Origin of the sequence: Paenibacillus sp. SAF-068 (assembly GCF_051967555.1) — a bacterium.
In the GTDB taxonomy this organism is placed as follows: domain Bacteria; phylum Bacillota; class Bacilli; order Paenibacillales; family Paenibacillaceae; genus Paenibacillus.
Map to the genome: position 1 here is coordinate 2185188 of NZ_JBQCJX010000001.1, position 22515 is coordinate 2207702.

At 43.9% G+C, this 22515-nt stretch carries 19 protein-coding genes; 15 read left to right on the forward strand and 4 right to left on the reverse strand.

The window, feature by feature from the left end; all coding sequences use genetic code 11:
- Window positions 1-212: 212 nt before the first annotated feature.
- The 6 genes from ACTHPG_RS09590 (at window position 213) to ACTHPG_RS09615 (ending at window position 6270) form a co-directional block, all read left to right on the forward strand.
- Entirely contained in the window at window positions 213-1661 is a 1449-nt protein-coding gene (locus ACTHPG_RS09590) for an amino acid ABC transporter substrate-binding protein/permease (protein ID WP_440388953.1), read from the forward strand.
- Window positions 1654-2382 carry an amino acid ABC transporter ATP-binding protein gene (locus ACTHPG_RS09595; RefSeq protein WP_440388954.1) on the forward strand — a complete coding sequence of 243 codons (729 nt, stop codon included), beginning with the start codon at window positions 1654-1656 and terminating at the stop codon, window positions 2380-2382. The genes ACTHPG_RS09590 and ACTHPG_RS09595 overlap by 8 nt, the downstream gene beginning before the upstream one ends.
- 131 nt (window positions 2383-2513) lie before the next feature.
- Window positions 2514-2876 carry a hypothetical protein gene (locus ACTHPG_RS09600; RefSeq protein ID WP_440388956.1) on the forward strand — a complete coding sequence of 121 codons (363 nt, stop codon included), beginning with the start codon at window positions 2514-2516 and terminating at the stop codon, window positions 2874-2876.
- 129 nt (window positions 2877-3005) lie between these two features.
- A complete protein-coding gene (locus tag ACTHPG_RS09605; RefSeq protein WP_440388957.1) occupies window positions 3006-4034 on the forward strand; it encodes an NAD(P)-dependent alcohol dehydrogenase in 1029 nt (342 codons plus the stop codon).
- A 203-nt stretch (window positions 4035-4237) separates the two neighbouring features.
- Entirely contained in the window at window positions 4238-4828 is a 591-nt protein-coding gene (locus tag ACTHPG_RS09610; protein WP_440388958.1) for a TetR/AcrR family transcriptional regulator, read from the forward strand.
- 71 nt (window positions 4829-4899) lie between these two features.
- Entirely contained in the window at window positions 4900-6270 is a 1371-nt protein-coding gene (locus ACTHPG_RS09615; RefSeq protein ID WP_440388959.1) for an MFS transporter, read from the forward strand.
- A 67-nt stretch (window positions 6271-6337) separates the two neighbouring features.
- Here the strand turns inward: ACTHPG_RS09615 and ACTHPG_RS09620 are convergent, their stop codons facing one another.
- The 3 genes from ACTHPG_RS09620 to ACTHPG_RS09630 all read right to left on the reverse strand — a co-directional run bounded on the left by ACTHPG_RS09620 (window position 6338) and on the right by ACTHPG_RS09630 (window position 9246).
- Entirely contained in the window at window positions 6338-7618 is a 1281-nt protein-coding gene (locus ACTHPG_RS09620; protein ID WP_440388960.1) for a glycoside hydrolase family 27 protein, read from the reverse strand.
- A 108-nt stretch (window positions 7619-7726) separates the two neighbouring features.
- On the reverse strand, window positions 7727-8608 hold the full coding sequence (locus ACTHPG_RS09625) for a helix-turn-helix domain-containing protein (protein ID WP_440388961.1): 882 nt from the start codon (window positions 8606-8608) through the stop codon (window positions 7727-7729).
- A gap of 26 nt (window positions 8609-8634) precedes the next feature.
- Entirely contained in the window at window positions 8635-9246 is a 612-nt protein-coding gene (locus ACTHPG_RS09630; protein WP_440388963.1) for a TetR/AcrR family transcriptional regulator, read from the reverse strand.
- A gap of 137 nt (window positions 9247-9383) precedes the next feature.
- Here ACTHPG_RS09630 and ACTHPG_RS09635 point away from each other — a divergent pair, with 137 nt between their 5' ends.
- The 4 genes from ACTHPG_RS09635 (at window position 9384) to ACTHPG_RS09650 (ending at window position 13036) form a co-directional block, all read left to right on the forward strand.
- On the forward strand, window positions 9384-10145 hold the full coding sequence (locus ACTHPG_RS09635; RefSeq protein WP_440388964.1) for an alpha/beta hydrolase: 762 nt from the start codon (window positions 9384-9386) through the stop codon (window positions 10143-10145).
- A 197-nt stretch (window positions 10146-10342) separates the two neighbouring features.
- Entirely contained in the window at window positions 10343-10777 is a 435-nt protein-coding gene (locus ACTHPG_RS09640; RefSeq protein ID WP_440388965.1) for a ribonuclease domain-containing protein, read from the forward strand.
- Window positions 10778-10791: 14 nt separating this feature from the next.
- The gene (locus ACTHPG_RS09645; protein ID WP_440388967.1) at window positions 10792-11067 is read left to right on the forward strand and encodes a barstar family protein; all 276 of its coding nucleotides are present in this window, start codon (window positions 10792-10794) and stop codon (window positions 11065-11067) included.
- 274 nt (window positions 11068-11341) lie between these two features.
- The gene (locus ACTHPG_RS09650; RefSeq protein ID WP_440388968.1) at window positions 11342-13036 is read left to right on the forward strand and encodes an ABC transporter substrate-binding protein; all 1695 of its coding nucleotides are present in this window, start codon (window positions 11342-11344) and stop codon (window positions 13034-13036) included.
- Between the two features lie 134 nt (window positions 13037-13170).
- Here the strand turns inward: ACTHPG_RS09650 and ACTHPG_RS09655 are convergent, their stop codons facing one another.
- A complete protein-coding gene (locus ACTHPG_RS09655; protein ID WP_440388969.1) occupies window positions 13171-14031 on the reverse strand; it encodes a helix-turn-helix domain-containing protein in 861 nt (286 codons plus the stop codon).
- Window positions 14032-14195: 164 nt separating this feature from the next.
- On the opposite strand from ACTHPG_RS09655, the gene ACTHPG_RS09660 reads away from it, so the two are divergent.
- The 5 genes from ACTHPG_RS09660 (at window position 14196) to ACTHPG_RS09680 (ending at window position 22503) form a co-directional block, all read left to right on the forward strand.
- The gene (locus ACTHPG_RS09660; RefSeq protein WP_440388970.1) at window positions 14196-15713 is read left to right on the forward strand and encodes a glycoside hydrolase family 43 protein; all 1518 of its coding nucleotides are present in this window, start codon (window positions 14196-14198) and stop codon (window positions 15711-15713) included.
- Window positions 15714-15720: 7 nt separating this feature from the next.
- Window positions 15721-17271 carry a glycoside hydrolase family 43 protein gene (locus ACTHPG_RS09665; protein ID WP_440388971.1) on the forward strand — a complete coding sequence of 517 codons (1551 nt, stop codon included), beginning with the start codon at window positions 15721-15723 and terminating at the stop codon, window positions 17269-17271.
- Window positions 17272-17398: 127 nt separating this feature from the next.
- On the forward strand, window positions 17399-19078 hold the full coding sequence (locus ACTHPG_RS09670) for an extracellular solute-binding protein (RefSeq protein ID WP_440388972.1): 1680 nt from the start codon (window positions 17399-17401) through the stop codon (window positions 19076-19078).
- A gap of 57 nt (window positions 19079-19135) precedes the next feature.
- Entirely contained in the window at window positions 19136-20893 is a 1758-nt protein-coding gene (locus ACTHPG_RS09675) for a sensor histidine kinase (protein WP_440388973.1), read from the forward strand.
- Window positions 20878-22503 (forward strand): response regulator transcription factor, encoded by a 1626-nt coding sequence (locus ACTHPG_RS09680; RefSeq protein WP_440388974.1) that lies wholly within the window; start codon window positions 20878-20880, stop codon window positions 22501-22503. The genes ACTHPG_RS09675 and ACTHPG_RS09680 overlap by 16 nt, the downstream gene beginning before the upstream one ends.
- Window positions 22504-22515 lie beyond the last annotated feature (12 nt).

Genomic DNA, 22515 nt, shown 5'->3' on the forward strand with positions numbered 1-22515 from the left:
TTACCTAAAGGGTAAGTATGAAGAGGGCTTTTACGGGTTGGAAAAAAATGATAGAGGAAAATGTTGCAAGTGGAAAGGCAAAGCATTGATTGTTAATATACAGTAAATAATAACAATCAAATAGGCAGAAGATCACAAACAAAAAGTTAACAGCAATACCGATTCCAAAGAAAATAATGATTATTCGGACAACACCGAGACGGGGAGGACACATGAAAACAACGAAGATCTCATTTTTTATACTTTCACTGATGCTGCTCCTAGTGAGCGGTCTATCAGGGTGGGTTGGAAACGCTGCTGCAGCATCCGATTCAGGTAAAACTTATATTATCGGAACTGATGTTACATTTGCTCCATTCGAATATGAAGATGAGAATGGTGATTTTGTTGGTATCGATATGGACTTGCTGGATGCCATCGCTAAAGATCAAAATTTTAAGTATCAAATCAAAGCACTGGGTTTCAATGCAGCTGTACAGGCACTTGAAGCCAATCAGGTTGATGGTGTCATTGCAGGAATGAGTATTACGGATGAAAGAAAAGCAAAATTTGATTTTTCAGATACTTATTTTGAATCAGGTGTCGTCATGGGGGTTAGTGCCAACAATGACACAATTAAAAGTTATGAAGATCTTCGTGGACAAAAGGTAGCAGTAAAAACCGGAACAGAAGGGTATAGTTTTGCAGAGTCCATTGCTTCCGAGTACGGATTTACGATTGTTCCGTTTGATGAATCTTACCAAATGTACGAAGATGTAAAAACCGGTAATTCTGTAGCCTGCTTCGAAGATTATCCTGTGCTGGCTTATGGCGTCAATCAGAAAAACGGATTGAAAATTGTTACTGACAAAGAAGAAGGGGCTCCCTACGGATTTGCAGTAAGCAAAGGGAAAAATCAAGAGCTTCTAGAGATGTTTAATGCAGGTCTTACTAATATTAAAGCTAATGGTGAGTATAAACGCATTACTGAGACATATCTTGGTGAGAACGCTCCGACTGTTGCTAATCAAAGCCGTTGGGAGCTTATTCAGAAATCTCTTCCTGCCTTGTTTAAAGGATTGGGGAACACACTTTTATACACGGTCGTGTCACTCTTTTTCGCGTTTATCATCGGTCTGATATTCGGATTCATGAAGGTGGGACAGAACAAATTCCTGCGCGGTGTTGCCACCGTATTTGTGGATATCTTCCGCGGTATTCCACTGATTGTCCTTGCATTCTTTATTTACTTCGGAATACCACAGGCGATGGGCTTCACGATGCCATTGTTCCTGGCAGCAATACTTACACTTAGTTTGAACGCAGGAGCATATGTAACTGAGATTATTCGTGGCGGGATTCAATCGATTGATCGTGGACAGATGGAAGCTGCCCGTTCATTGGGACTTCCTTATCGCAAAGCGATGATTAAGATCGTTATTCCTCAAGCTGTACGGGTGATGATTCCTTCCTTCATTAACCAGATGGTGATCACGTTGAAGGATACGTCCATCTTATCCGTCATTGGTCTCGTAGAGTTGACACAATCGGGTAAAATCGTCATTGCAAGAACGTTCTCCTCTTTTGACATTTGGCTAACGGTTGCTATTATGTACCTGATTGTTATCATCACATTGACCAAAGTTGCTGATTATCTGGAGGTGAAGGTTCGTCGTGGCTAAAATAAAAGTTGAGGGTTTGAAGAAAAGTTTCGGCACGAATCAGGTGCTTAAGGGGATTGATGTGGCGGTCAACGAAGGAGAAGTCGTCTGTGTCATCGGGCCTTCAGGTTCAGGAAAAAGTACTTTCTTGCGCTGCATCAACCAATTGGATGCCATTACGGCAGGTCGAGTTATCGTGGATGACCAGGATCTGAATGATCCTAAAACCAACCTAAACAAAGCTCGTGAAAATATAGGAATGGTATTTCAACATTTTAACTTGTTCCCGCATTTTAGCGTACTTAAGAATATCATGTTTGCGCCCAGAGAACTTGGGATATTAAATGCTCAACAGGCGCGTGATACAGCACTTCAATTACTTGAGCGTGTGGGTCTGTCTGATAAAGCAGACAGCTTCCCAACACAACTGTCAGGTGGACAAAAACAACGTGTAGCGATAGCTCGTGCGCTTGCCATGAATCCTGACGTTATGTTATTTGATGAACCGACTTCGGCGCTCGACCCTGAGATGGTAGGAGAAGTTCTGGGTGTTATGAAAGACCTCGCGAGCGAAGGTATGACAATGATGATCGTCACTCATGAGATGGGTTTTGCGCGCGAAGTAGCTGATCGCGTAATCTTCATGGACGGTGGTTACATTGTCGAGCAGGGGACCCCAGCAGAGATATTTGGAAATCCGAAGAATGAACGGACAATCAGCTTTTTGGAAAAGGTACTCTAGCATTGAATTGAGACTATACAGTTATTGCATTGAAAGTCGCTAGTTTTAGCGGCTTTTTTTGTTATATTTATGAGGTGATTTAATATTTTTGAATACCGACCAAATAGCGAAGAAAGAGAGGTAAGTACTTTATGGAAAATGTGTCACAAGAAGATCAACTTGAATCCATCCAAGCCTTTCAATCAACCATCCGCAAATCGGAAAATGCCTTAGTGAATATGACTCAGAATAGGAATAACACGACATTGTTACAGAAACGTCTCCAAGCTTTTTACATCGGCCTCGCACTGTTGGATAAACAGTGGAATCAAAAAGTTCATTCATACACCAAGGAAGATATAGCAGAAGCCCGTCTTGTCTTGAGTGGATTGTTTCCATCCCTTGAGAGCATGTATGCCAAGTCCAAAGAAGGTAGCCCTCAAAAGACTCTTCTGGAAAGAAGGATTAAAGCATTTCATCTGGCCGTTCAAGCCATGGATGATCTCGCAATTTAAGTATTCCAACATTCTGCTTATTCTAATTGAAACCACTGAAAATGATTTACGTATCATTGTTTTGACGGGAAGACTGGGTATACGTAATTGACCATGGATACACATATGTCTATCGAATGGAGAATGATCATGGAAGAAGAAACGAATCAAGCAGGATTACCCGGAGTGCAGATCAACTCGATGAATGCTATGGTGTATGATACTTACGGAACCCCAGACGTACTTCGATTGGAAAAGGTGCCCATTCCTGTGCCTAAAGATCACGAAGTGTTAATTGAGGTCTATGCCACTTCAGTAAATTCATGGGATTGGGATCTCCTTCATGGGAAACCATACGTTAACCGCATCGGGGCGGCAAGGCAGCCTCGTTATCGAATTCTTGGCGCAGATGTCGCAGGACGCGTAATTGCCATTGGAGCTTCTGCTACACGGTTCAAACCAGGAGACGAGGTGTTCGGAGATCTTTCCGGTTGTGGGTGGGGTGGATTCGCGGAATATGTATGTGCGGCTGAGAAGGCCCTGACACCCAAGCCCGCCGGTATCGACTATGTGCAGGCAGCAGCTATTCCACAGGCAGCCGTTCTGGCTTTGCAAGGTCTACGTGATCGTGGAAAGCTGCAAAAGGGGCAGCGTGTTCTGATTAATGGCGCTGGTGGCGGAGTCGGGACATTTGCCATCCAATATGCCAAATTGCTTGGGGCTGAGGTGACTGGCGTTGACAGTGCTGAAAAGCTCGACATGTTGCTTGCTGTGGGAGCCGACTACGTGTTGGATTATAGGAAAGCGAATTTCACTGCAGTAGGTGTACAATACGACCTGATTCTGGATGTCATTGGAAAGCATTCGGTTTTTGCTTTGAAACGTGCACTAGTTAGTGGAGGCAGGTACGTGATGATCGGAGGCCCGATGCCGCATATTCTCCTTAATCTGATATGTGCACCGTTCATTGCCAGACTTGAACATAAGAAAATAATGCTTCTCATCCATAAACTGAATCATGAGGATCAAGAGGTATGGAGAGAACTTGTTGAATCAGGGCAAGTCGTGCCGATGGTTTATCGGGAGTATGCATTAAGCGAAGCGGCTCAAGCCATTCGGGATATTGGAGAAGGTCGTGTGAAAGGAAAAGCCGTCGTCACCATCAAGAAAATGGATTAATGAATAGAAGGACATCATGAAGGTAGGTAGTTTGTCGATTCGTTATCAAAATTATAAGACCATTTTCCTTCGAGGTCGCTAAGTTAGCGGCTTTTTTTGTGCACTCAAGTATTATTGGAATACACCTTGACATTAAAAAGCTCTTTAGTTATCATTGTAGCAATGACAGTGGTTACTGACATCCGGGGAGGAGGTATATAGACATGTCCATGAGCAACAATCTTAGCAGTAAAGAAAAATTAATGTTGACGGCCATCGATTTAATCTCAAAAAAAGGCTATAAAAGTGTGACGACACAGGAAATAGCCACAACAGCCGGACTAAGTGAGAAAACCTTGTTTCGTCTCTTTGGAACCAAACAAAACTTGTTAGAGACTGCCTTTGACCAATACCATTATGCAGAAGAGATGACCAGGATCTTCAATGAAAAACTCGTATGGGATCTGTATACAGATTTGTTGCTGATCAGCAACACATATCATAGTATCATGAACCGTAATCGAAAATTGTTTATGATTAGCCTGAAGGAAGTAGAGAATCTACCTGGTTATAGAGAGAGAACGGTAAAGCATCCTCAACAACTTTTGGATATTCTAACCAATTACTTTAATATCATGTATGATAAAGGAAAGTTGGTTAAAATCAATCCTGAAATGCAAGCTTTTTCATTCATGTCATTGAATTATGGCGTATTCATAAATAATCTCGAAGAAGATGTGCTTTTTCCAGGGCTCTCATTGGAAGGCATCATTACAGAGAGTGTATGGACGTTTACTAGGGCATTAACTCCCTAGTTTTTTTAAGCTTATGAATGTCCGTTAGTACTGACAGTCTCGATATATTCTAAAGAATTGAGGAGAGTATGATGAACACCAATAAAGAAGCGTTATTACTCCGTGTTCTTGTTTTCACACTAATTATATCAGTCATGAATGGAATGATGTTTAATGTGGTATTACCTGTGATTGGTGAAGAGTTCGAACTTACTGCTTCTCAAGCGAGCTGGATCGTTACAGGTTATTTAGTTGTATATGCGATTGGTACAGTTACTTACGGGAAACTTACCGATAAATACAGCATGAAGGTTCTAATTTCGTTTGGTCTTTGGATTTTGGCAGCAGGCTCTCTACTGGGGATTGTGGCAACAGAGTATTGGATGGTTATTATCGCACGGATCGTACAGGCTGCTGGTGCAGCGGTCATACCTGCCTTGGCCATGATTATTCCCGTTCGATACTTCGCACCGGAGAAACGCGGGCAAGCCTTGGGTACCTCTGCCATTGGTATAGCGCTTGGAAATGCCCTTGCTCCGATCGTGGCCGGATTTGTATCTAGCGTTTTAAGTTGGGAATTTCTTTTTGTAATCCCATTACTTTCTCTTGCTACGCTTCCTTTTTATCGAAAATACCTGGATGATGAAAAAGGCGGCAGTGAAAGAATGGATTATTTGGGCGGAGCGTTATTAGCAGGAACTGTTGCTGCACTGTTGCTCTCATTAACCCAATCTAATGCATGGTTCCTATTAACCGGGATGGTCTTATTAATACTGTTCATCGTGCGTATTCGTTATGCGGAAGTGCCGTTTGTAAAACCGGCTGTATTTCAAAACAAGGCATATTCAGCTGGAATGGGAATTGCATTCCTTCTGGTCGCTATCAGTCCTGCTATTCCATTTACTACGCCACAATTGCTCTCGGAATTACATGGTCTATCCCCAGCATTGACAGGTGTCATTATGTTGCCTTCTGCGCTCGTAGCTGCACTTCTCGGACGCAGAGGTGGAAGGCTTGCGGATGAAAAAGGGAATCCTTTTCTACTGTATACGGCATCTTCATTACTTGTTGTTGGTTTTATAAGCTTGTCATTAGTTGTAGGTGCTGCACCTGTCTTGATTTCCTTTTTTCTTGTTTTTGGTGTTCTGGGTCAGTCTTATATGCAAATTGCGGTCTCAAATACCATTGCTCAGACGCTTCCCAAAGAGCAAATTGGAATAGGGATGGGGCTGCTATCCATGTTTAACTTCATTGCAGTGTCCGTATCTACTGCTGCCCTAGGAAAGGTGCTTGACGGGGGAACAGCCACCCTTCAACTTAACCCTCTGATTCATGATAAGACAGCTTTTGTGTACAGTAATATATTTATTGTGCTCGCCTTGTTTGTTATCGCAATTACTATGCTATATATGCTTCAATTTGGACGTATGTCCAAAACTGTTCATCATTCGAGTTCATCTTAAAAATGAACATAAAATGAAAGAGAGGTCTGCCTAATGAATGACAGATCTCTCTTTTTCTGATTGAAGCTTAAGAAAACTGATAGAGGCGTACACCATGCGCCGGTACAGTTGTAACTAAGGAATTCTCTGTGAATTCAGCTGCTTCCCCGCTCCACAATTCGCTACCTTTCGTTAATCCGGAGAGACCGAGTTCCTGTATGTCGAGATCCGCGGGAAGAGGTTTCTCACCTGTATTGAATACGGCGATGTAAGAGGAACCATCCGAATGCCGGGCAGTCCATACAATAAGATCTTCTTTGCGTAAGGCTTCCCTTGCTCCATAACTCTCGCGATGCATTCGCAGAACCTCACGATTGGTTAGCAGGGACAGCGTCCAGTCATCGTTATCTCGCAGTTCACCACCAAAAATGAGCGGGGAACGGAAGATGCTCCACAGCGACATCATGGTCAACTGCTCGTCAGGCGTGAACCGAGTCCAGCGATCTGCTCCACCACCGTCAACAGAACGGATACCGATATGACCCAAAGGCAACATATCACAGTCTGGCCAACAGCCTGCTTGGGGAACACCCTGCCACGTCCGGCAGCGGTCAAACATATCCAATAACAGCGGCCAAAGGTCCCAGAAATCGTCCGTGACACGCCACATGTTCGCATGTGCGGCTAGAAATTCCGAATATTCCACCGGAGCAGGCCCAGGAGAGAGACTCAGTACCATGGGCCGCCCGGAGCGCTCAATCGCTTTGGATATCATCTCGATCTCGGGCTGATGGGTATCGTAGAGCCTGGAAGCAGCAATATCGTCTACTTTCACCAAGTCAACGCCCCATTGTGCATACAGTTCAAAGAGCGAATCGTAATAAGCCTGTGCACCTTCTTTTGAGCTATCGACACCATACATATCCGTATTCCAGGGACAGATGGAGTTCGAATGAGCTACATCACGCGCGGTTGCCGTTGAACCCAGGATCGGAGTAGCCGCATGTGCAGCTTGACGTGGAATCCCCCGCATGATATGAATGCCAAATTGCAGTCCAAGACTATGAACGTAGTCGGCTAACGGCTTAAATCCTTGTCCACCTGCAGCGGAGGGAAATCGATTCTCAGCAGGCATAAGTCGTGAATATTCATCCATGATTAGTGGAACGAACGGACGATATTGCGAAGAATTGGCCAAAGGTTCGTACCATTGAATGTCGACTGTAATATAGCTCCAGCCAAATTCTTTAAGATGTTCTGCCATGTACTCGGCGTTGCCACGAATTTCGTCTTCCGTAACGGCAGCGCCGTAACAATCCCAGCTGTTCCAGCCAAGCGGTGGAGTTGATGCTGCAAGCGTATGATTCATGGGAATACTCCTCTACTAATTAATTATTGCTCTCGCTAAATTCATCATAATAAAGGATTTTATTAATATCTACAGTAATGTTGAGTGTGGAATAGCACAATATTGCGGTTAGTCAAAAAACAATTTACGGTATACAAGGCTTTCACCGCCACTACGAAATTCGCCTGGCGTAACCCCGGTTATACTGCGAAAAGCTTTGATAAAATAACTTCCACTGGAATAGCCAACGTGTTCGGCGATGACTTCAACACTAAGCGTAGTTCCGCGCAACAATTCCATTGCTTTCTCTGTGCGTACACGGGTCAGATAAGCACCTGGAGTCAAGCCAGTGCTGGAGGAAAAACGACGTATAAAATGATATTTGGAAAGGGAAATATACTCGGCAAGGTGATCCATACTAATCATCTTGGAGTAGTTGTTTTCTATGTAATCAACGGCTATTTGAATGTTTTCAGACCAATTCTCCCTGTTGCGTAATGTTGTTTTCTGTAATCGGGTCAATTCTGTCATGAACTGATATACGCTGGATGATGCGATCAGAGGATCAGTGATTCTTCCTGCCGCCGCATCAGTCACGATCATACGCAAAAGTCGAATAGGTGTACAATCAGCGGGGAGATAGGGAACTTCTCCTGCTTCCCGCAGAAATTTTTGCCAATGGGGCAGAATAAGAGTGGGCCTGAACAGGAGGAACAGAAAAGCCCAAGGTTCTTCTGATGCTGAATGATAGTAATAGCGATGTGCTCCTGGAATTTCTGCCAAAAAAGCTTGTCCTGCGGTAACATGATGAATGCGATTATTCGACTCAAATACACCTTCACCTGAAATTGTATATTGGAATAACAGGAGAGGTCCGTCTGAACGTTCAAGTCCATCCCAATGATAAGCCGGATCGGTTATTGAATCACTTCCAGCCGCATAGAGTACGCACAGTTGAAGCTCCTTGTCTTCGGCGAATCGAAACCCATACGTTCCTCTGGGGATATTCATGTCAGCTCTCCTTGTTGTCCTGAATTTTACTGCGCTCCGCGAATGAAAATGTCTACTAATCTTTGGCCTAGTGAAAAATTGGAACCATATTTGTGAAGGTTGTCTTCCCGATTACCCATTAACATCAACGTCGAGAAGGTTTCTGCCAGGAAGAACGGATCGTCCTTCCGCAGTCTGTTTTCATCCATTGCTCGTTGAAAATGTGTGGCCAACACGTCGTGTATTTGATGCTCCGCTTCACGGATGTCCTGCATTTGAGCATAGTCAAGAAAAGGCTCCGCTTCCCGGAGCATGGTTTCAATTTCTGCATGTGGATTGGCCAGTCTGGCCTCTGCCAAACGTACAAGCCCCGACTCCAGATTCTCGGCTTGATCAAGCATATGAGAGGTTAAGTTGCTCACATTCTGTAACATCGTTGTAAATGCAATTTTAAACAGCTCTGGCTTGCTACTGAAATGATAATAAATGGTTGGTTTTGACACGTTACATGCTTTACCAATTTGCTGAAGTGTGACTGTTTCGTAGCCATACTCCATGAATAGCTTTGAAGCTGTATGAATAATCGTATGCTGAACTGAGATCTCATCGTCGCCCTGTTTGGGTCTTCCAGGCAAACGTTTGTGTGATTTTTTGGTCATTGGACGTCCCTCCATGAATATTTTATGACAAATAACGATAGTTAGCAAAACGACTTGTAATTATACTTACCGGTAAGTATAATTATTAAGAGTTGAAAAAGACAACATAATATCCTCATAACAAGGTGGTTTTAGGGTTGAAAACAGCACAACGTACAAACAAATGGAAAAAGATAATGATGTGGACGATCTTGTCCATCGTGATCATTGTAGCTGGAGTGTTCGTATATCTCAATTCGGTTACGTATAGTCCCTCTGAGCGAGCTGAAGCGGCGATGACAAGTGATGCTCAGGTTAATGTCACCAAGTTGAAGGACGGTTACCGGTTTGAACCCGTGGATACAAAGGTAACCGAACCGAATATTATTTTTTATCCGGGCGGTCTGGTCGAACCTGAAAGTTATTCTCCACTTGCCAGAGAAATGGCAGAACAGGGACACCGCGTATATATCGCGAACATGCCAATGAACTTGGCGATTTTCGGTCAAAACAAGGCTGATTCCTTTATTGAGGAACATCCTAACGAAGCATTTGTGATTGGCGGGCATTCATTGGGAGGATCATTTGCATCACGATATGCTGCGGAGCACAATGAGAAGCTGGAAGGGGTCTTTTTCTTGGCTTCCTATGCAGATGAAGGGGGGAGCTTAAAGAATACGAACTTGTCTATCTTACAGATTACAGGCTCGAATGATGGGGTTCTTAACAGGGAATCCTGGGAGAGCGCCAAAGCAAATCTTCCGGAAGACACGACTTATGTGAGTATTGAAGGTGGAAATCACGGTCAATTTGGCTCTTACGGTATGCAAAAAGGAGATAATCAACCTGAAGTTACGGAAGAGAAGCAGTTGGAAGAGGTTGTCGCAGCATTGGAAAACTGGATGAATCGATTCGAATAAAATCACAAATTAGTGTGTTGAATGGTAATAATCCATGGTACGATTAAAGTCGCTATTCTAGCGGCTTTTTTTAGTTGAAGGAGATGGTTGTGCCTCAATGGAGCTGGGTTAACTGCTTATATTGATCGAATTTCAGATCAATGATAGGCTTAAAAATGAAGACAGCAAGAGCAAGTACATCAAAAGGAGAAAAGATTATGTTTTTCAGAAAATTTGCTTACACGTTAGTGATCATCCTCGCTGCATTATTGTTCTCGGGTTGCACATCAGACTCTGTGCTTGATATTGGATCACCTCAAGTATCGGAGGATATGGGATTTGATGAGGTTGCCAATTATATCTCGGAGCATCATGAACTCCCACCAAATTACATTACTAAGAAAGAGGCCAGGGATTTGGGCTGGGAACCAAGTGAAGGGAATTTACATGAAGTTGCTCCAGGCAAAAGTATCGGCGGTGACGTGTTCAGAAACCGGGAAGGGCTACTACCCAACAAAAAAGGCCGGATATGGTATGAAGCCGATATCAATTACTCCGGAGGACGGCGCGGGAGCGACCGAATACTATACTCGAATGATGGTTTAATCTACCAGACGACAGATCATTACAAGTCATTTGAACAGTTAAAATAAACGGAGGTCATGATATGAGCAATATTCAGATTGACGGATACCACATTCACAGCAAGGAAGCGCTACATCAAGTGCTTCAGAACCAGCTTGAGCTAGACGAGAACTACGGACGCAATTTGGACGCGCTGTGGGATGTCTTAACCGGGGCTGTAAGCATGCCTCTTACGGTCCAATGGCTGGGATTCGAGAAAAGCAAAGAAATCCTTGGAGATTATGCTGACCAAGTCATCGAATTGTTGCGGGATGTGGAAGCGGAGATCCAAGGATTTACGTTGGAATTATACTACTGAAAAGTATGTTTGTTGTTATAAGGCGATGGGCAACCATCGCTTTTTTGGTCTTCACATTTTACGGAGACTCATGTCTAGATCATGCTATTTTCATGGCTTAATAATCAAGGTTGGGGTTAGTAGACTTCCTTATACTTTAAGCATGGAATAGGTTAGGCAGGAGTGTAATCGTACATTAACGGTTGAATATGTAAGCGTATACTACTCCAAAGCGAACCATCTTTATGTCTGGATAGGTTATTACGACTAACACCATTTAGGGGGCAGAAAAATAATGAGAGCCGTTTCAAAAGTGCTAGGAGCATGTCTCGTAACAAGTGTTGTACTGGTTTCCGCAGGTTGCGGAAACACTACAGAGAATTCAGAATCGAATACCAGTGACCCTAACAGTCCGATCACGTTTACCTTCTTCGGTGCGGATGCAAGTCCCAACTGGAACAATATGCAGGATGCTGTAGGGAAGAAAATTACGGAAGAAACGGGTGTAACCATTAATGCAGAATTCGATATCTCAAGCGGAGGAGGAAACGATCGCATATCCCTTATGGCCGCAAGCGGTGATTACCCGGATCTGATCTTTCCCAAAGGCAACTTAAGCCGACTTGTTGATGCTGGTGCAATGATTGATCTGACGGATCTGATCGAAGAACATGCACCCAATTTGAAAAAGATATACGGTGAGCATTTTAATCGCTTGAAATATAGCAATGAGGACCCATCCATATATTGGATCCCAACAAATGGTGCGATCGATCAAGAAAGCTTTGATGCAACGAATGGTGCTGCTATTCAGCATCGTGTCGTCAAAGAGCTTGGGTACCCTGAGATCAAAACCTTGGAAGATTATGAAAATGTCCTCCGAGAGTTTTATAAGAATAACCCAACGACAGATGATGGCCAACCGACAATCCCTCTGACACTCAGTGCAGATGGATGGCGCCGTATGATTACTGTAACTGATCCGGCAGTCATGGCTACTGGAGGACCTGGGGACGGTGAATATTTCATTAACCCTGACACATATGAAGCTGTTCTTCATTATAAGCGTCCCGAAGAGAAGGAATATTTCCGTTGGTTAAACAAAATGTATAATGAAGGTCTAGTGGATAAAGACAGTTTTGTACAAAAAGATGATCAATATAAGTCCAAGATCGCCAGCGGACGTGTCTTATCCGTGCTTGATCCGCTTTGGGGATTCAGCGATGCGGAAAATGCGTTGAAAAGTGCAGGCAAGGACGATATGACCTATGGCTTCTATCCGGTAACGCTGAACGACAACTTCCAGCGCAAAGATTTTCAGGATATCGGCTTCGATGGATATGGTATCGGCATAACTGTTGATGCTGAAGATCCTGTCCGGGCCATCAAATTCCTGGATTGGCTTTCTTCTGAGGAAGGTCAAGTGTTGAGAAATTGGGGTGTTGAAGGCGAACATTACGTTGTGGAAGACGGAGTTCGCAAAATACCGGCAGATATTCAGGAGCGTAAAAACAAAGACAATAGCACATTCAGCAAAGAAACCGGTATCAACTTATACACTATTTTTGGCGCTCACTATGGAGATGGTGTCAAAGATTCAACGGACAACTATTATACAACCAACTATCCTGAGCAGATCCAGGAAGCTTATTCCGATATAGAAAAAGAAACGCTGAAAGGGTACGGTATTACAACCTGGAAGGAGCTATTCCCTAACGGAGATGAATTCCCGGTGAAAGAGTGGGGTGCAGCTTATAATATGTCGATTCCTACGGATAGTGGAGACTATAACGTGGTGTATCAGAAGACACAGGACATTATCCAGAAACGGATCGCGGAAGCAATTACGTCCTCTCCAGGTGCCTTTGAAGATATATATGACAATATGATTGCAGAACTTGATGCTGCGGGCGCTGTAGCCATGGAAGAGCAGTACACAGAGTGGATTAAAGAACGTGTTAGTCTGTGGTCTGGAAAAGAGATCAAATAACTGGTGAACACGATCTCGTTAACAGATTAAATAGAGATCAAATACGCATCCCAAGCTAATAAAGAACCAAAAAACATCGAGCCACCCTGCATGGCTTGATGTTTTTTGGTCTTCGTCGAACGATCTTGTCATGATCATGTTTCAATAGTGTCTCGTCGTTGTTTGCTAAATTTGCCTGGAGAAGTGCCGACCATTTTGGTGAAACTCCGTATGAAGTTAGCATAGTCACTAAAACCAGATTGAAAGCAAGCATCCGTAATACTCATTCCTTCAGACAGGTGGAATTTGGCGCGTTCAATCCGACGACCCAAAATATAAGAACGAATCGTCAATCCGGTATGCTTTTTGAATTGTCTACTGATATAAGTGCTGTTCATATAAAAAGCTTCAGCAAGTTTGCGAAGCGTAATATCTTGATTAAGATGTATTTCAATATAATCCATCGTTTCACGAACCAGCTCAGGCATGATGTCATTGGGAACAAAAGAATTGTTGTGAAACCAGACGTTAATCATGACCAACAATTGGGCCACCGCTGCATTAATTTTGATGTCCGTACCATAAGCATTGGAATCAAGCAATCCTTCCAGTTCGTTTGTCCATTGCATCATCAGGTTCAACCCATGATCATCCAAATGTATGATATTGCCTGTTCCTTTGGGGCGATGATCAAAACATGACAACAGATTGGTTGATGGTGTAGACAGCTGATAAAGGTAGTTTTTTTTGAGATTGATGGTAATGCGCTCGTATTCAGTTTCATCCAGAATAAAGGCCCGGTGCATCTCCTCGGGTGACATCACAAGCAAATCGCCCGGCTGCACATGGTAACACCGATTTTCTACATAAAAGTGAACGTTGCCACGAAGAAACAGGTAGATCTCGTATGCATTATGGCGATGATAGATTGTTTCCAGCTTATATGTGGTTACGCGGTGCAAATATAAGAGCTCAGGCTGGATGGGATCATAAAAACACTCAGAGGATCCACTCATGAAGTACCTCCCGTCATTTCACGCAATAAATAGAGCGGTTAACGCAATGAAATTGTACTCAGCTTACCTTAAAATGTAATCATCCTATCATGATACCTTTTATATTGCAAACGCTTTCTTGCAAAAAGGCACAACTAAAAACGATTATAGGGGGAATTCTTTCGATGAATCATCATTCTACACCACATGCTAGTGAGCAAATGCAAGACCAAGCAGCCAATCTGGAGAGTATTCCAGGGGAGATTGGAAAGCTTCGCCCCAACGGTAACCCTCTGGTGGCCCACAAATTTGGAGCGGATCCCTATGCTTTGGTATTTAACAATCGAGTCTACTTATATATGACTAGTGATAAGCTGGAATATGACAAGGACGGTCTTCCTCAGAAAAACAGTTATAGTTCAATCAACAAGATTACGGTCATTTCTTCGGATGACTTAATCAACTGGACCGATCATGGGGAGATCAGAGTTGCTGGACCTCAAGGCGCTGCAACATGGGCTTCGCAATCCTGGGCGCCGGCAGCTGCTCATCGGACCTTGGATGGCAAGGACTGTTTCTTTCTTTATTTCGCCAACAATGCCAGTGGAATTGGTGTATTGTCTGCACCAACACCTGTTGGTCCATGGATAGACCCGATAGGCAAAGCGCTTATTACAAGAGAAACTCCGGGAGTGGAGGAAGTAACCTGGTTATTCGATCCAGCTGTAATCGTAGATGATGATCATCAGGCTTACATATACTTCGGTGGTGGGATTCCGCAGGGGAAAGCAGAAAGACCTGATACGGCAAGAGTGATGCGATTGGGAGACGATATGATCAGCGTTGCAGGCACAGCGAAGGTGATTCAGGCGCCTTATATGTTCGAAGATGCAGGGATACATAAATATAATAATAAGTACTACTTTACGTATTGTTCCAATTTTGTCGAGGGTGATCGGCCAGAGGGCAGTCCGCCACCCGGTGAGATTGCATATATGACCAGTGTTCAGCCAATGGGGCCATGGACATATCAGGGAACGTTGCTCCAGAATCCGGGCCACTTTTTTGATGTTGGTGGCAATAACCATCATGCAATATTCCAACTGGCCGATCAGTGGTACATTGCCTATCATGCTCAGACATTAAGCCAGGCCATGAATATTCCCGATGGTTACCGGTCAACACATCTGAATCGAGTCGAGCATGATGAGGCCACGGGTAAGATCCAGAAGGTACATGCAGATTATCAAGGTGTAGATCAAATCAAGTGTTTCAATCCCTATGGCTGGGTAAGCGGTTCAACGATTGGATGGAGCAGCAGAGTAACAACAGAGCAATATCTTGACTCTGCTGAGATGTCTGCATCCGATTCGAATATCATGTCCGCTAAGCTGCAAAATGACAGTTGGCTAGCTATATCCAAAGTCGATTTTGAAAGTGAAGGACCCACATCCTTCACAGCCATTATTGCGAATCAAGGAAGCGAAGGTACGTTGGAACTTCGGCTTGAACGTGCAGACGGGCCGTTAATTGCCGAAATCATTGTTCCGCCTGCGACCGGATCTCTTCAATGGATGGAACTAACAACGAAAGTTACGGGTGCAAAAGGTGTACAAGATTTGTATATTAAAATTAAAAATTCAACAGACAGCTCCATCATCCATTTAAGAGAATGGAAGTTTAACAGAAAAAATGAGGTGTAATTAAAACATGTATCCGAATCCGATTATTTGGGCTGATTACCCGGATCTTGACGTTATTCGTGTAGAGGACACATATTATATGGTTAGCACAACCATGCATATGATGCCGGGATGTGTCATCCTGCGTTCATATGACCTGATCCATTGGGAAGTAGCCACATATGTATACGACACATTGGACGATACACCTGCACAGCGGCTGGTGGATGGTCAGCACATTTATAGCAAAGGCATGTGGGCTGCATCGCTCCGCTATCATCAAGGAATGTTCTATGTGATCTTTGTGGCGAATGATACCCGAAAAACATACTTGTACACGTCACCCACCATCTCGGGAGTGTGGAAGAAACAAGTAGTCGAAGGGTTTTACCATGATTGCTCCTTGTTTTTCGACGATGATGAACGAGCATATCTTGTGTACGGGAATACCGAGATCTATCTGACCGAATTAAGCTCTGATCTGTCCGGGCCGAAACCTGGCGGAGTGCATCGTTTGATTGTAAAAGACGAACAGCCTCATCACCTTGGTTATGAAGGAGCCCATTTCTACAAGATCAATGGGAAGTATATTGTATTCCTGATTCATATATCGAAGGCTTCCGGACGGAGAACACAGGCGTGTTATGTCGCTGACTCTCTGGAAGATGTCTTCACTGGTGGAGAAGTATTCAATGACGATATGGATTATTTCAATTCAGGTGTTGCTCAGGGAGGTATCGTGGATACGCCGGATGGGGACTGGTATGCCATGCTGTTTCAGGATCATGGGGCTGTTGGCCGTATCCCTGTTTTGGTTCCGCTACATTTTGATCAGGATATACCCGTGTTTGCAAGCAAAGCCCCGAAACAGATTGATATCCCTAGCACTAGACCTGAGCACCGTTATAACCCGTTAATAGGTAGCGACAGTTTCGATTATGCAGCCGAAGAAGATGGGAGAGTAAAGCTCCGTGATTTTTGGCAATGGAATCATACACCCAATGATGAACTCTGGTCCGTCACAGAGAAACCGGGAGTTTATCGTGTTCGAACTGGACAGATCAGCCCAAATCTTACGTTCGCCGTAAACACCCTAACCCAGCGTTCCATGGGGCCTGCTTGCGAAGCAAGGGTTACACTTGATGGCAGCCGTCTGAATGATGGGGATTATGCCGGCTTGTGCTTTCTGATTGGTTCATACGGTATGCTCGCTCTTACGAAACAGGATAACCAGTTTTATTTGGTCATGCATGCTAGAATCAGTGAGGACTCAACCATATTTGGCAATCTGATTGACCAGGAGCCAGCCACTGAACATGAACGTATCCCGGTATCAGATCCGGTCGTTAAACTGAAAGCATTCGGAAATTTTGCGAACAATCTGGATGAATGTTCGTTTGCCTATTTTGATGGGGTGGAATGGAGAGATATAGGAATTGCCCATAAAATGGTATATAAACTTGATCATTTTATGGGTTGCCGAGCGGGGTTGTTTGTATATTCAACCCAAATGATTGGCGGAACAGCTGACTTTTCGAATTTTGAATATCGTGTGATTAATTCTGATGAGAAGCCATGAAATATGTAAAAGCCGCCCAACGGCGGCTTTTCGTATTCAATGATTACAAGTTTGTTGTACAATGATATGGATTCAATATGGAGAGAGAGAAGAGAGTTTGTTCAAACCGAACTGGGGGCATGTCGTCATGTATAAGAGATGTCTGGACATAACAAAATGGACTTTTATTCTGTTCCTTGCTGTGTCGATACCAGCAGGTCATACCGAAGGGAATTCCAAACAAAATCAACCGCAGCCAGATGGGCAGCAAATACAACTTCCCGCTACGTTTGAGAAGTATTCTCCTCCCATCGTGGTCTCTTTTGTCAGGGAAACCGGAGATGACCTCGAGCGCATGATTAACCAGTTGCCTGGTGAGACGATGCTGGATAATCGCTGGACTCGTGTGTACGAGAAAGAGTTAGGTATTCAGATTCACTATGACTGGATTGCTAATGGAGATGTATACAATCAGAAACTGGGTGTATCTCTTGCTGCAGGACGTTTCCCGGATGTGGTAAAAGTAAATCCATATCAACTTAGACAATTGAGCAACGCTGGAATGATCGAAGATTTAACCCATGTCTACCAAGAGCACGCTTCACCACTGACAAAGAGTATATTAGAGGCAGAAGGCAGAGGAGCATTTGATGCGGCAACCATAGATGGCAAACTCATGGCTATTCCTGAATCCTCCTCCTCCATTGAGACTGCACAGTACCTGTGGATTAGAACCGATTGGTTGGAGAATCTGGGGCTACGGCCGCCTGAAACGATGGAAGAGCTTCTTCAAGTTTCGAAAGCGTTTACAGAGGGGGACCCCGACGGGAACGGAGTGCAGGATACCTACGGACTTGCGTTAACAAACCATCTATGGGATCCAGTTATGGGAGCTGCGGGATTAATGTCTGGTTACGGTGCCTACCCAAATATATGGGTTAAAGATGCAGAAGGAAATCTCGCTTATGGAGGTATACAGCCTGAAGTTCGCGAGGCGCTGAAAGCACTGCAAACCTTGTATCGTGAAGGCCAACTTGATCCGGATTTCGGCTATAAAAGTGGCAGCAAGGCGTCTCGTCTGATTCAGGACGGAAAAATAGGGATGCTATATGGAGAACAGTGGACATCCTTTATGCTCCAGACCACCCGTGACACAGATGCAGATGCAGAATGGCAGGCATATCCCATTGTTGCCAAATCGGACCGGAGTCTGTTCGTACCGCTACGTTCCAATACGGGGCAATACTTTGCTGTAAAAAAGGGATTCGCTCATCCGGAGGTCGTTGTAAAGCTCATGAATCTGCATCTGGACATCAACTGGGGGAATCAGGCACAGTATGAAACATATTACAACGACGATTCCCGTGCTGTGTGGATGCTTTCACCGGTGACTCCTTTTCCAGGCAACAAAAATATAGATGCTTACAAACAAATTCGTGATGCCAGAAGTACAGGAGACTTCTCGGCTCTGGAGAATGAAGCTCTCGCCATTCACAAACGAATCGTGGCCTATGAGTTGGAACATGTAGAGAGCGGCTGGGGCTGGAAACAGACCTATGGGCCTTCGGGCGCTTTTAGCATTGCAGATGCGTACGAGAAGAACGGTCAACTTCTCTATGATGAGTTCACTGGCGGCATTACAGACACAATGGTTGATCGACAGATTATTCTTCGAGATCTTCAGCTTGAAGCGTATATGAACATCATTCTTGGCAGGTCGATCGATGAGTTTGACCAATTCGTAGAGAATTGGCGCAAGTTGGGGGGAGATCAGATCACCTCGGAAGTTAACGCGTGGTTTCGCACCAGCAAGCCAAAGGAGCGCTAATGTTCACTTTATTCATACAAGGAACCCACTCAGCCTTTGGCATTGGAGGTGAATGCATTGATCAAGATCCCTGCTAAATCATGGTTTAACAGTATATTTGCGCGATTAATAATCACCTATTTGGTATTTGTGCTTCCCCTGATTCTCCTTGGAGTGTATCTGTATCACTGGAGTTATGACAATGCAAGCCAGGAAATATCTTTGTCAACAGAGAGACGACTGAACCAATATGTCTTGGAATTAAACAGAGAGATGGAATGGATGGAATTACAGCAGTTTGATATCGTTGAAGACAGAAAGTTGAATCGTCTGGCCATTCTCTGGGATATGATGGATCAGGTTGATCGACGGGATACATTAAATTACCTGACTGAAGTACTCGCTTCATTTAAGAATAGTACGGCTTATATCAAAAACGTATATGTACATATCCCTTCCGTTGGCAAGAGTATATCCGCGATCCAAGGCATCGATGATTTTGATAAAAGTTCATATGTATACTTCAGTTCAGGCATGCAAGGAAAAGGTACACGTTTCACTGTGAAGGAGGACACCATGAACCTCAGTGCCGTCAGACTGACGGGTACGAGAGGAGAGCCCCCGCTTTTTGTCATTCAAGTGGAGCTGGATACAGCTCATTTTCAAAATGAACTCACGCGACTTAATTTGTACCCGGAGAGTTCAACTTTCCTGATTGAGGACAAAACAGGGCATGCCATCACAGATAACCATCAAGCTAGTGTTATTCTCGCGAATTATCGTGAGCACAGTGTGAAAGGTACACTTGATGGCTTTCGGATGAAGGTGGGGGACACCATGTATCATGTTAGTCAGTTGCATATGGATTCCCTGGGCTTATCCGTAGCTACATATCTACCCGAGGCCATTGTCACCAGACCGCTTAGCAAGTTCTATCACTGGGCTTGGCTGTTTGCAATTACATCATTTGTTGCCATCACGGCGTATCTCTATTCAAGCTACAAGTTGATTCATATTCCGTTACTGTTATTGGTGAAAAGATTTAAAAAAATGGAGGGAGGCATGCTTGATGTTCCCATCGCGCATAATCGAAAGGACGAATTCGGCTTCCTCTACACCCGTTTCAACCTAATGATTGAAAATCTTCAGTCCCTGATCGATCGGGATTTCAAGAAAACACTGATGATGCAACGGGCCGAGTTGAAACAGCTCCAATCCCAGATTAATCCTCATTTCTTGTACAACAGCTTCTTTATTCTGAATTCACTTGCAAGAACAGGGGAAACAGAACGTATTGAGCAATTCACGAACATGCTTGGAGAGTATTTCAGGTTCATTACCCGGAATGAAACAGATCATGTGAAGTTAAAAGTGGAAGTTGAGCATTCACGAATCTATACAGAGATTCAACAATTACGATTCTCCAGACGAATCAAAGTCGATTTTGGGTCACTACCTGCTGAGATGGAACATATTCACGTTCCCAGACTCATTATTCAACCCATTATTGAGAATGCATATGAACACAGCCTTGAAAAGAATACGGACTCAGGACTTCTAATTATCGGGTTTCATATGGAAGGTTCATATGCCGAGATTACCGTAGAGGATAATGGAAATGAGTTGGCAGAGCAACATATTCAAGCTCTTCAACAACGCTTGCATAAGGATGAAAGTACGGATGAAATGACGGGCTTAATCAATATTCATCGGCGTCTGGTCCTGACGTATGGCGAAGGAAGCGGCCTTTTCCTATCCAGAAGTGAACTGCAAGGATTAAAAGTCACAATTCGAATCCAGTGGAAAGAGGGAGAGAACGAATGTATCGACTTTTGATTGTAGATGACGAGGAGATTATTACAGATAGTCTTTATGAAACGTTCGCCAGACATATACCTGAGCAGCTTGATGTATGTAAGGCCTACTCTGCAACAGAGGCATTGTCCTGGATGCAACGTTCGAGAATTGATATTGTTCTAACGGACATTCGCATGCCCGGCATGAGCGGCTTGGAATTGACAGAGCGGATTCAAGCCAGTTGGCCGAATTGTCGGGTCATTTTTCTGACAGGGCATAGCGATTTTGATTATGCCTATCAAGCCTTTCAGATGGCCAATGTGCGGTACTTGCTCAAAACGGAAGGTTATGACAAGGTGATGTCTGTTGTCGAAGATGTGATGGAGGAGATCCGGCAAAGTCACAGCATGCTTGAGTTATTGGAATATTCTCATCAAGTCAACTCACAGCTTGCACTGATTCAACAGGAAGAGTATTTGCGGAAGTTGCTTCAAGATTGTACAGCAGTTATGGCTTCTACGGTTGATATGCAGGATGAATTATTCAAAAGAGACATCAGATTACAGATCAACTCGCCTGTTTATCTCATATTGGGTCGGTTCAATCATCCGCCAGAGAAAGGTTCGGAACTTACACAAGTCCAGGAATCTGTTCGTATTATTGGCTCTTCATTAATGCATGAGCGCACGGTGTGCGCAAGTGTAACAGACCATTACGGGGATACGATCTGGCTGCTTCAACCGAAGCAGGAGGAGGAGATGACCAATGATCAACTTGTACGATTCCTAGAAGGCACCCTAGAATTGGTACAAGAAGCTTGCATGGCGTCACTTGGCGTATCCATTGCTTTTTCATTAAGTAGTCGAAGCTGTAATTGGTCGGAGCTAACCAAACAATATGAACGCCTGAGATTACTCCAGTGGATGAAAATTGGGGATGGCGTATCCATGGTACTCACAGATCATCGTAATGATCTCTCATCTGATGTACCCAAAGAATCCATGCGGATCTCGAACCGGATCGAGATTATGTCAGGGTATTTGGAAACAGGCCGAATTCAGCCATTTTACGATAGTTTTGAGGAGCTTGCAGGTGAATTGCTTCAACAGGATATTACGATGGAACGTGCCATGGAAACCTATTACAATCTGGCTTTATTATTGCATTCAACAATCAATCGCTGGGGTCTTCAACAGAAGATTCCGGATCAACGAAGTTTGCTGCATTTAGGGGAGTATACTTGCATGAAAGATGCAGTACAATTTTTATATCGTGCTGCCGATGAATTAGTCCGCTACAAAAGATCAAATGAACAGGAACGCGCTAATGTTGTCATTCATTCCTTATGCAGTTACGTCAAGGAGAACCTTGAGAAAGATCTTTCTCTGGTGAGACTCGCAGAACTTCATCATTTTAATCCATCCTATCTGTCCCGATTCTTTAAGCAGGAAATGGGAATTAACCTGTCAGAGTTCATTGATGACTGCCGAATAAGAAGAGCCAAAGAATTGCTGCAGAACACAAATCTTATGGTACGTGAGGTAGCAGTTCAAGTGGGATACGAGGCCGCACATTCGTTTACCCGGCTCTTCAAGAAAATAACGGGAATGACTCCCCAAGAATACCGAGAATCCCTTATGGTTCGTTGATTTTGATTTCTG

Bases quoted from the DNA above. Each gene is read 5' to 3' on its own strand.
- ACTHPG_RS09605 (WP_440388957.1), top strand. From the start codon at position 3,006: ATGGAAGAAGAAACGAATCAAGCAGGATTACCCGGAGTGCAGATCAAC.
- ACTHPG_RS09640 (WP_440388965.1), top strand. From the start codon at position 10,343: ATGTTTTTCAGAAAATTTGCTTACACGTTAGTGATCATCCTCGCTGCA.
- ACTHPG_RS09600 (WP_440388956.1), top strand. From the start codon at position 2,514: ATGGAAAATGTGTCACAAGAAGATCAACTTGAATCCATCCAAGCCTTT.
- ACTHPG_RS09620 (WP_440388960.1), bottom strand. From the start codon at position 7,618: ATGAATCATACGCTTGCAGCATCAACTCCACCGCTTGGCTGGAACAGC.
- ACTHPG_RS09660 (WP_440388970.1), top strand. From the start codon at position 14,196: ATGAATCATCATTCTACACCACATGCTAGTGAGCAAATGCAAGACCAA.
- ACTHPG_RS09680 (WP_440388974.1), top strand. From the start codon at position 20,878: ATGTATCGACTTTTGATTGTAGATGACGAGGAGATTATTACAGATAGT.
- ACTHPG_RS09665 (WP_440388971.1), top strand. From the start codon at position 15,721: ATGTATCCGAATCCGATTATTTGGGCTGATTACCCGGATCTTGACGTT.
- ACTHPG_RS09625 (WP_440388961.1), bottom strand. From the start codon at position 8,608: ATGAATATCCCCAGAGGAACGTATGGGTTTCGATTCGCCGAAGACAAG.
- ACTHPG_RS09630 (WP_440388963.1), bottom strand. From the start codon at position 9,246: ATGACCAAAAAATCACACAAACGTTTGCCTGGAAGACCCAAACAGGGC.
- ACTHPG_RS09590 (WP_440388953.1), top strand. From the start codon at position 213: ATGAAAACAACGAAGATCTCATTTTTTATACTTTCACTGATGCTGCTC.
- ACTHPG_RS09645 (WP_440388967.1), top strand. From the start codon at position 10,792: ATGAGCAATATTCAGATTGACGGATACCACATTCACAGCAAGGAAGCG.
- ACTHPG_RS09650 (WP_440388968.1), top strand. From the start codon at position 11,342: ATGAGAGCCGTTTCAAAAGTGCTAGGAGCATGTCTCGTAACAAGTGTT.
- ACTHPG_RS09610 (WP_440388958.1), top strand. From the start codon at position 4,238: ATGTCCATGAGCAACAATCTTAGCAGTAAAGAAAAATTAATGTTGACG.
- ACTHPG_RS09615 (WP_440388959.1), top strand. From the start codon at position 4,900: ATGAACACCAATAAAGAAGCGTTATTACTCCGTGTTCTTGTTTTCACA.
- ACTHPG_RS09670 (WP_440388972.1), top strand. From the start codon at position 17,399: ATGTATAAGAGATGTCTGGACATAACAAAATGGACTTTTATTCTGTTC.
- ACTHPG_RS09655 (WP_440388969.1), bottom strand. From the start codon at position 14,031: ATGAGTGGATCCTCTGAGTGTTTTTATGATCCCATCCAGCCTGAGCTC.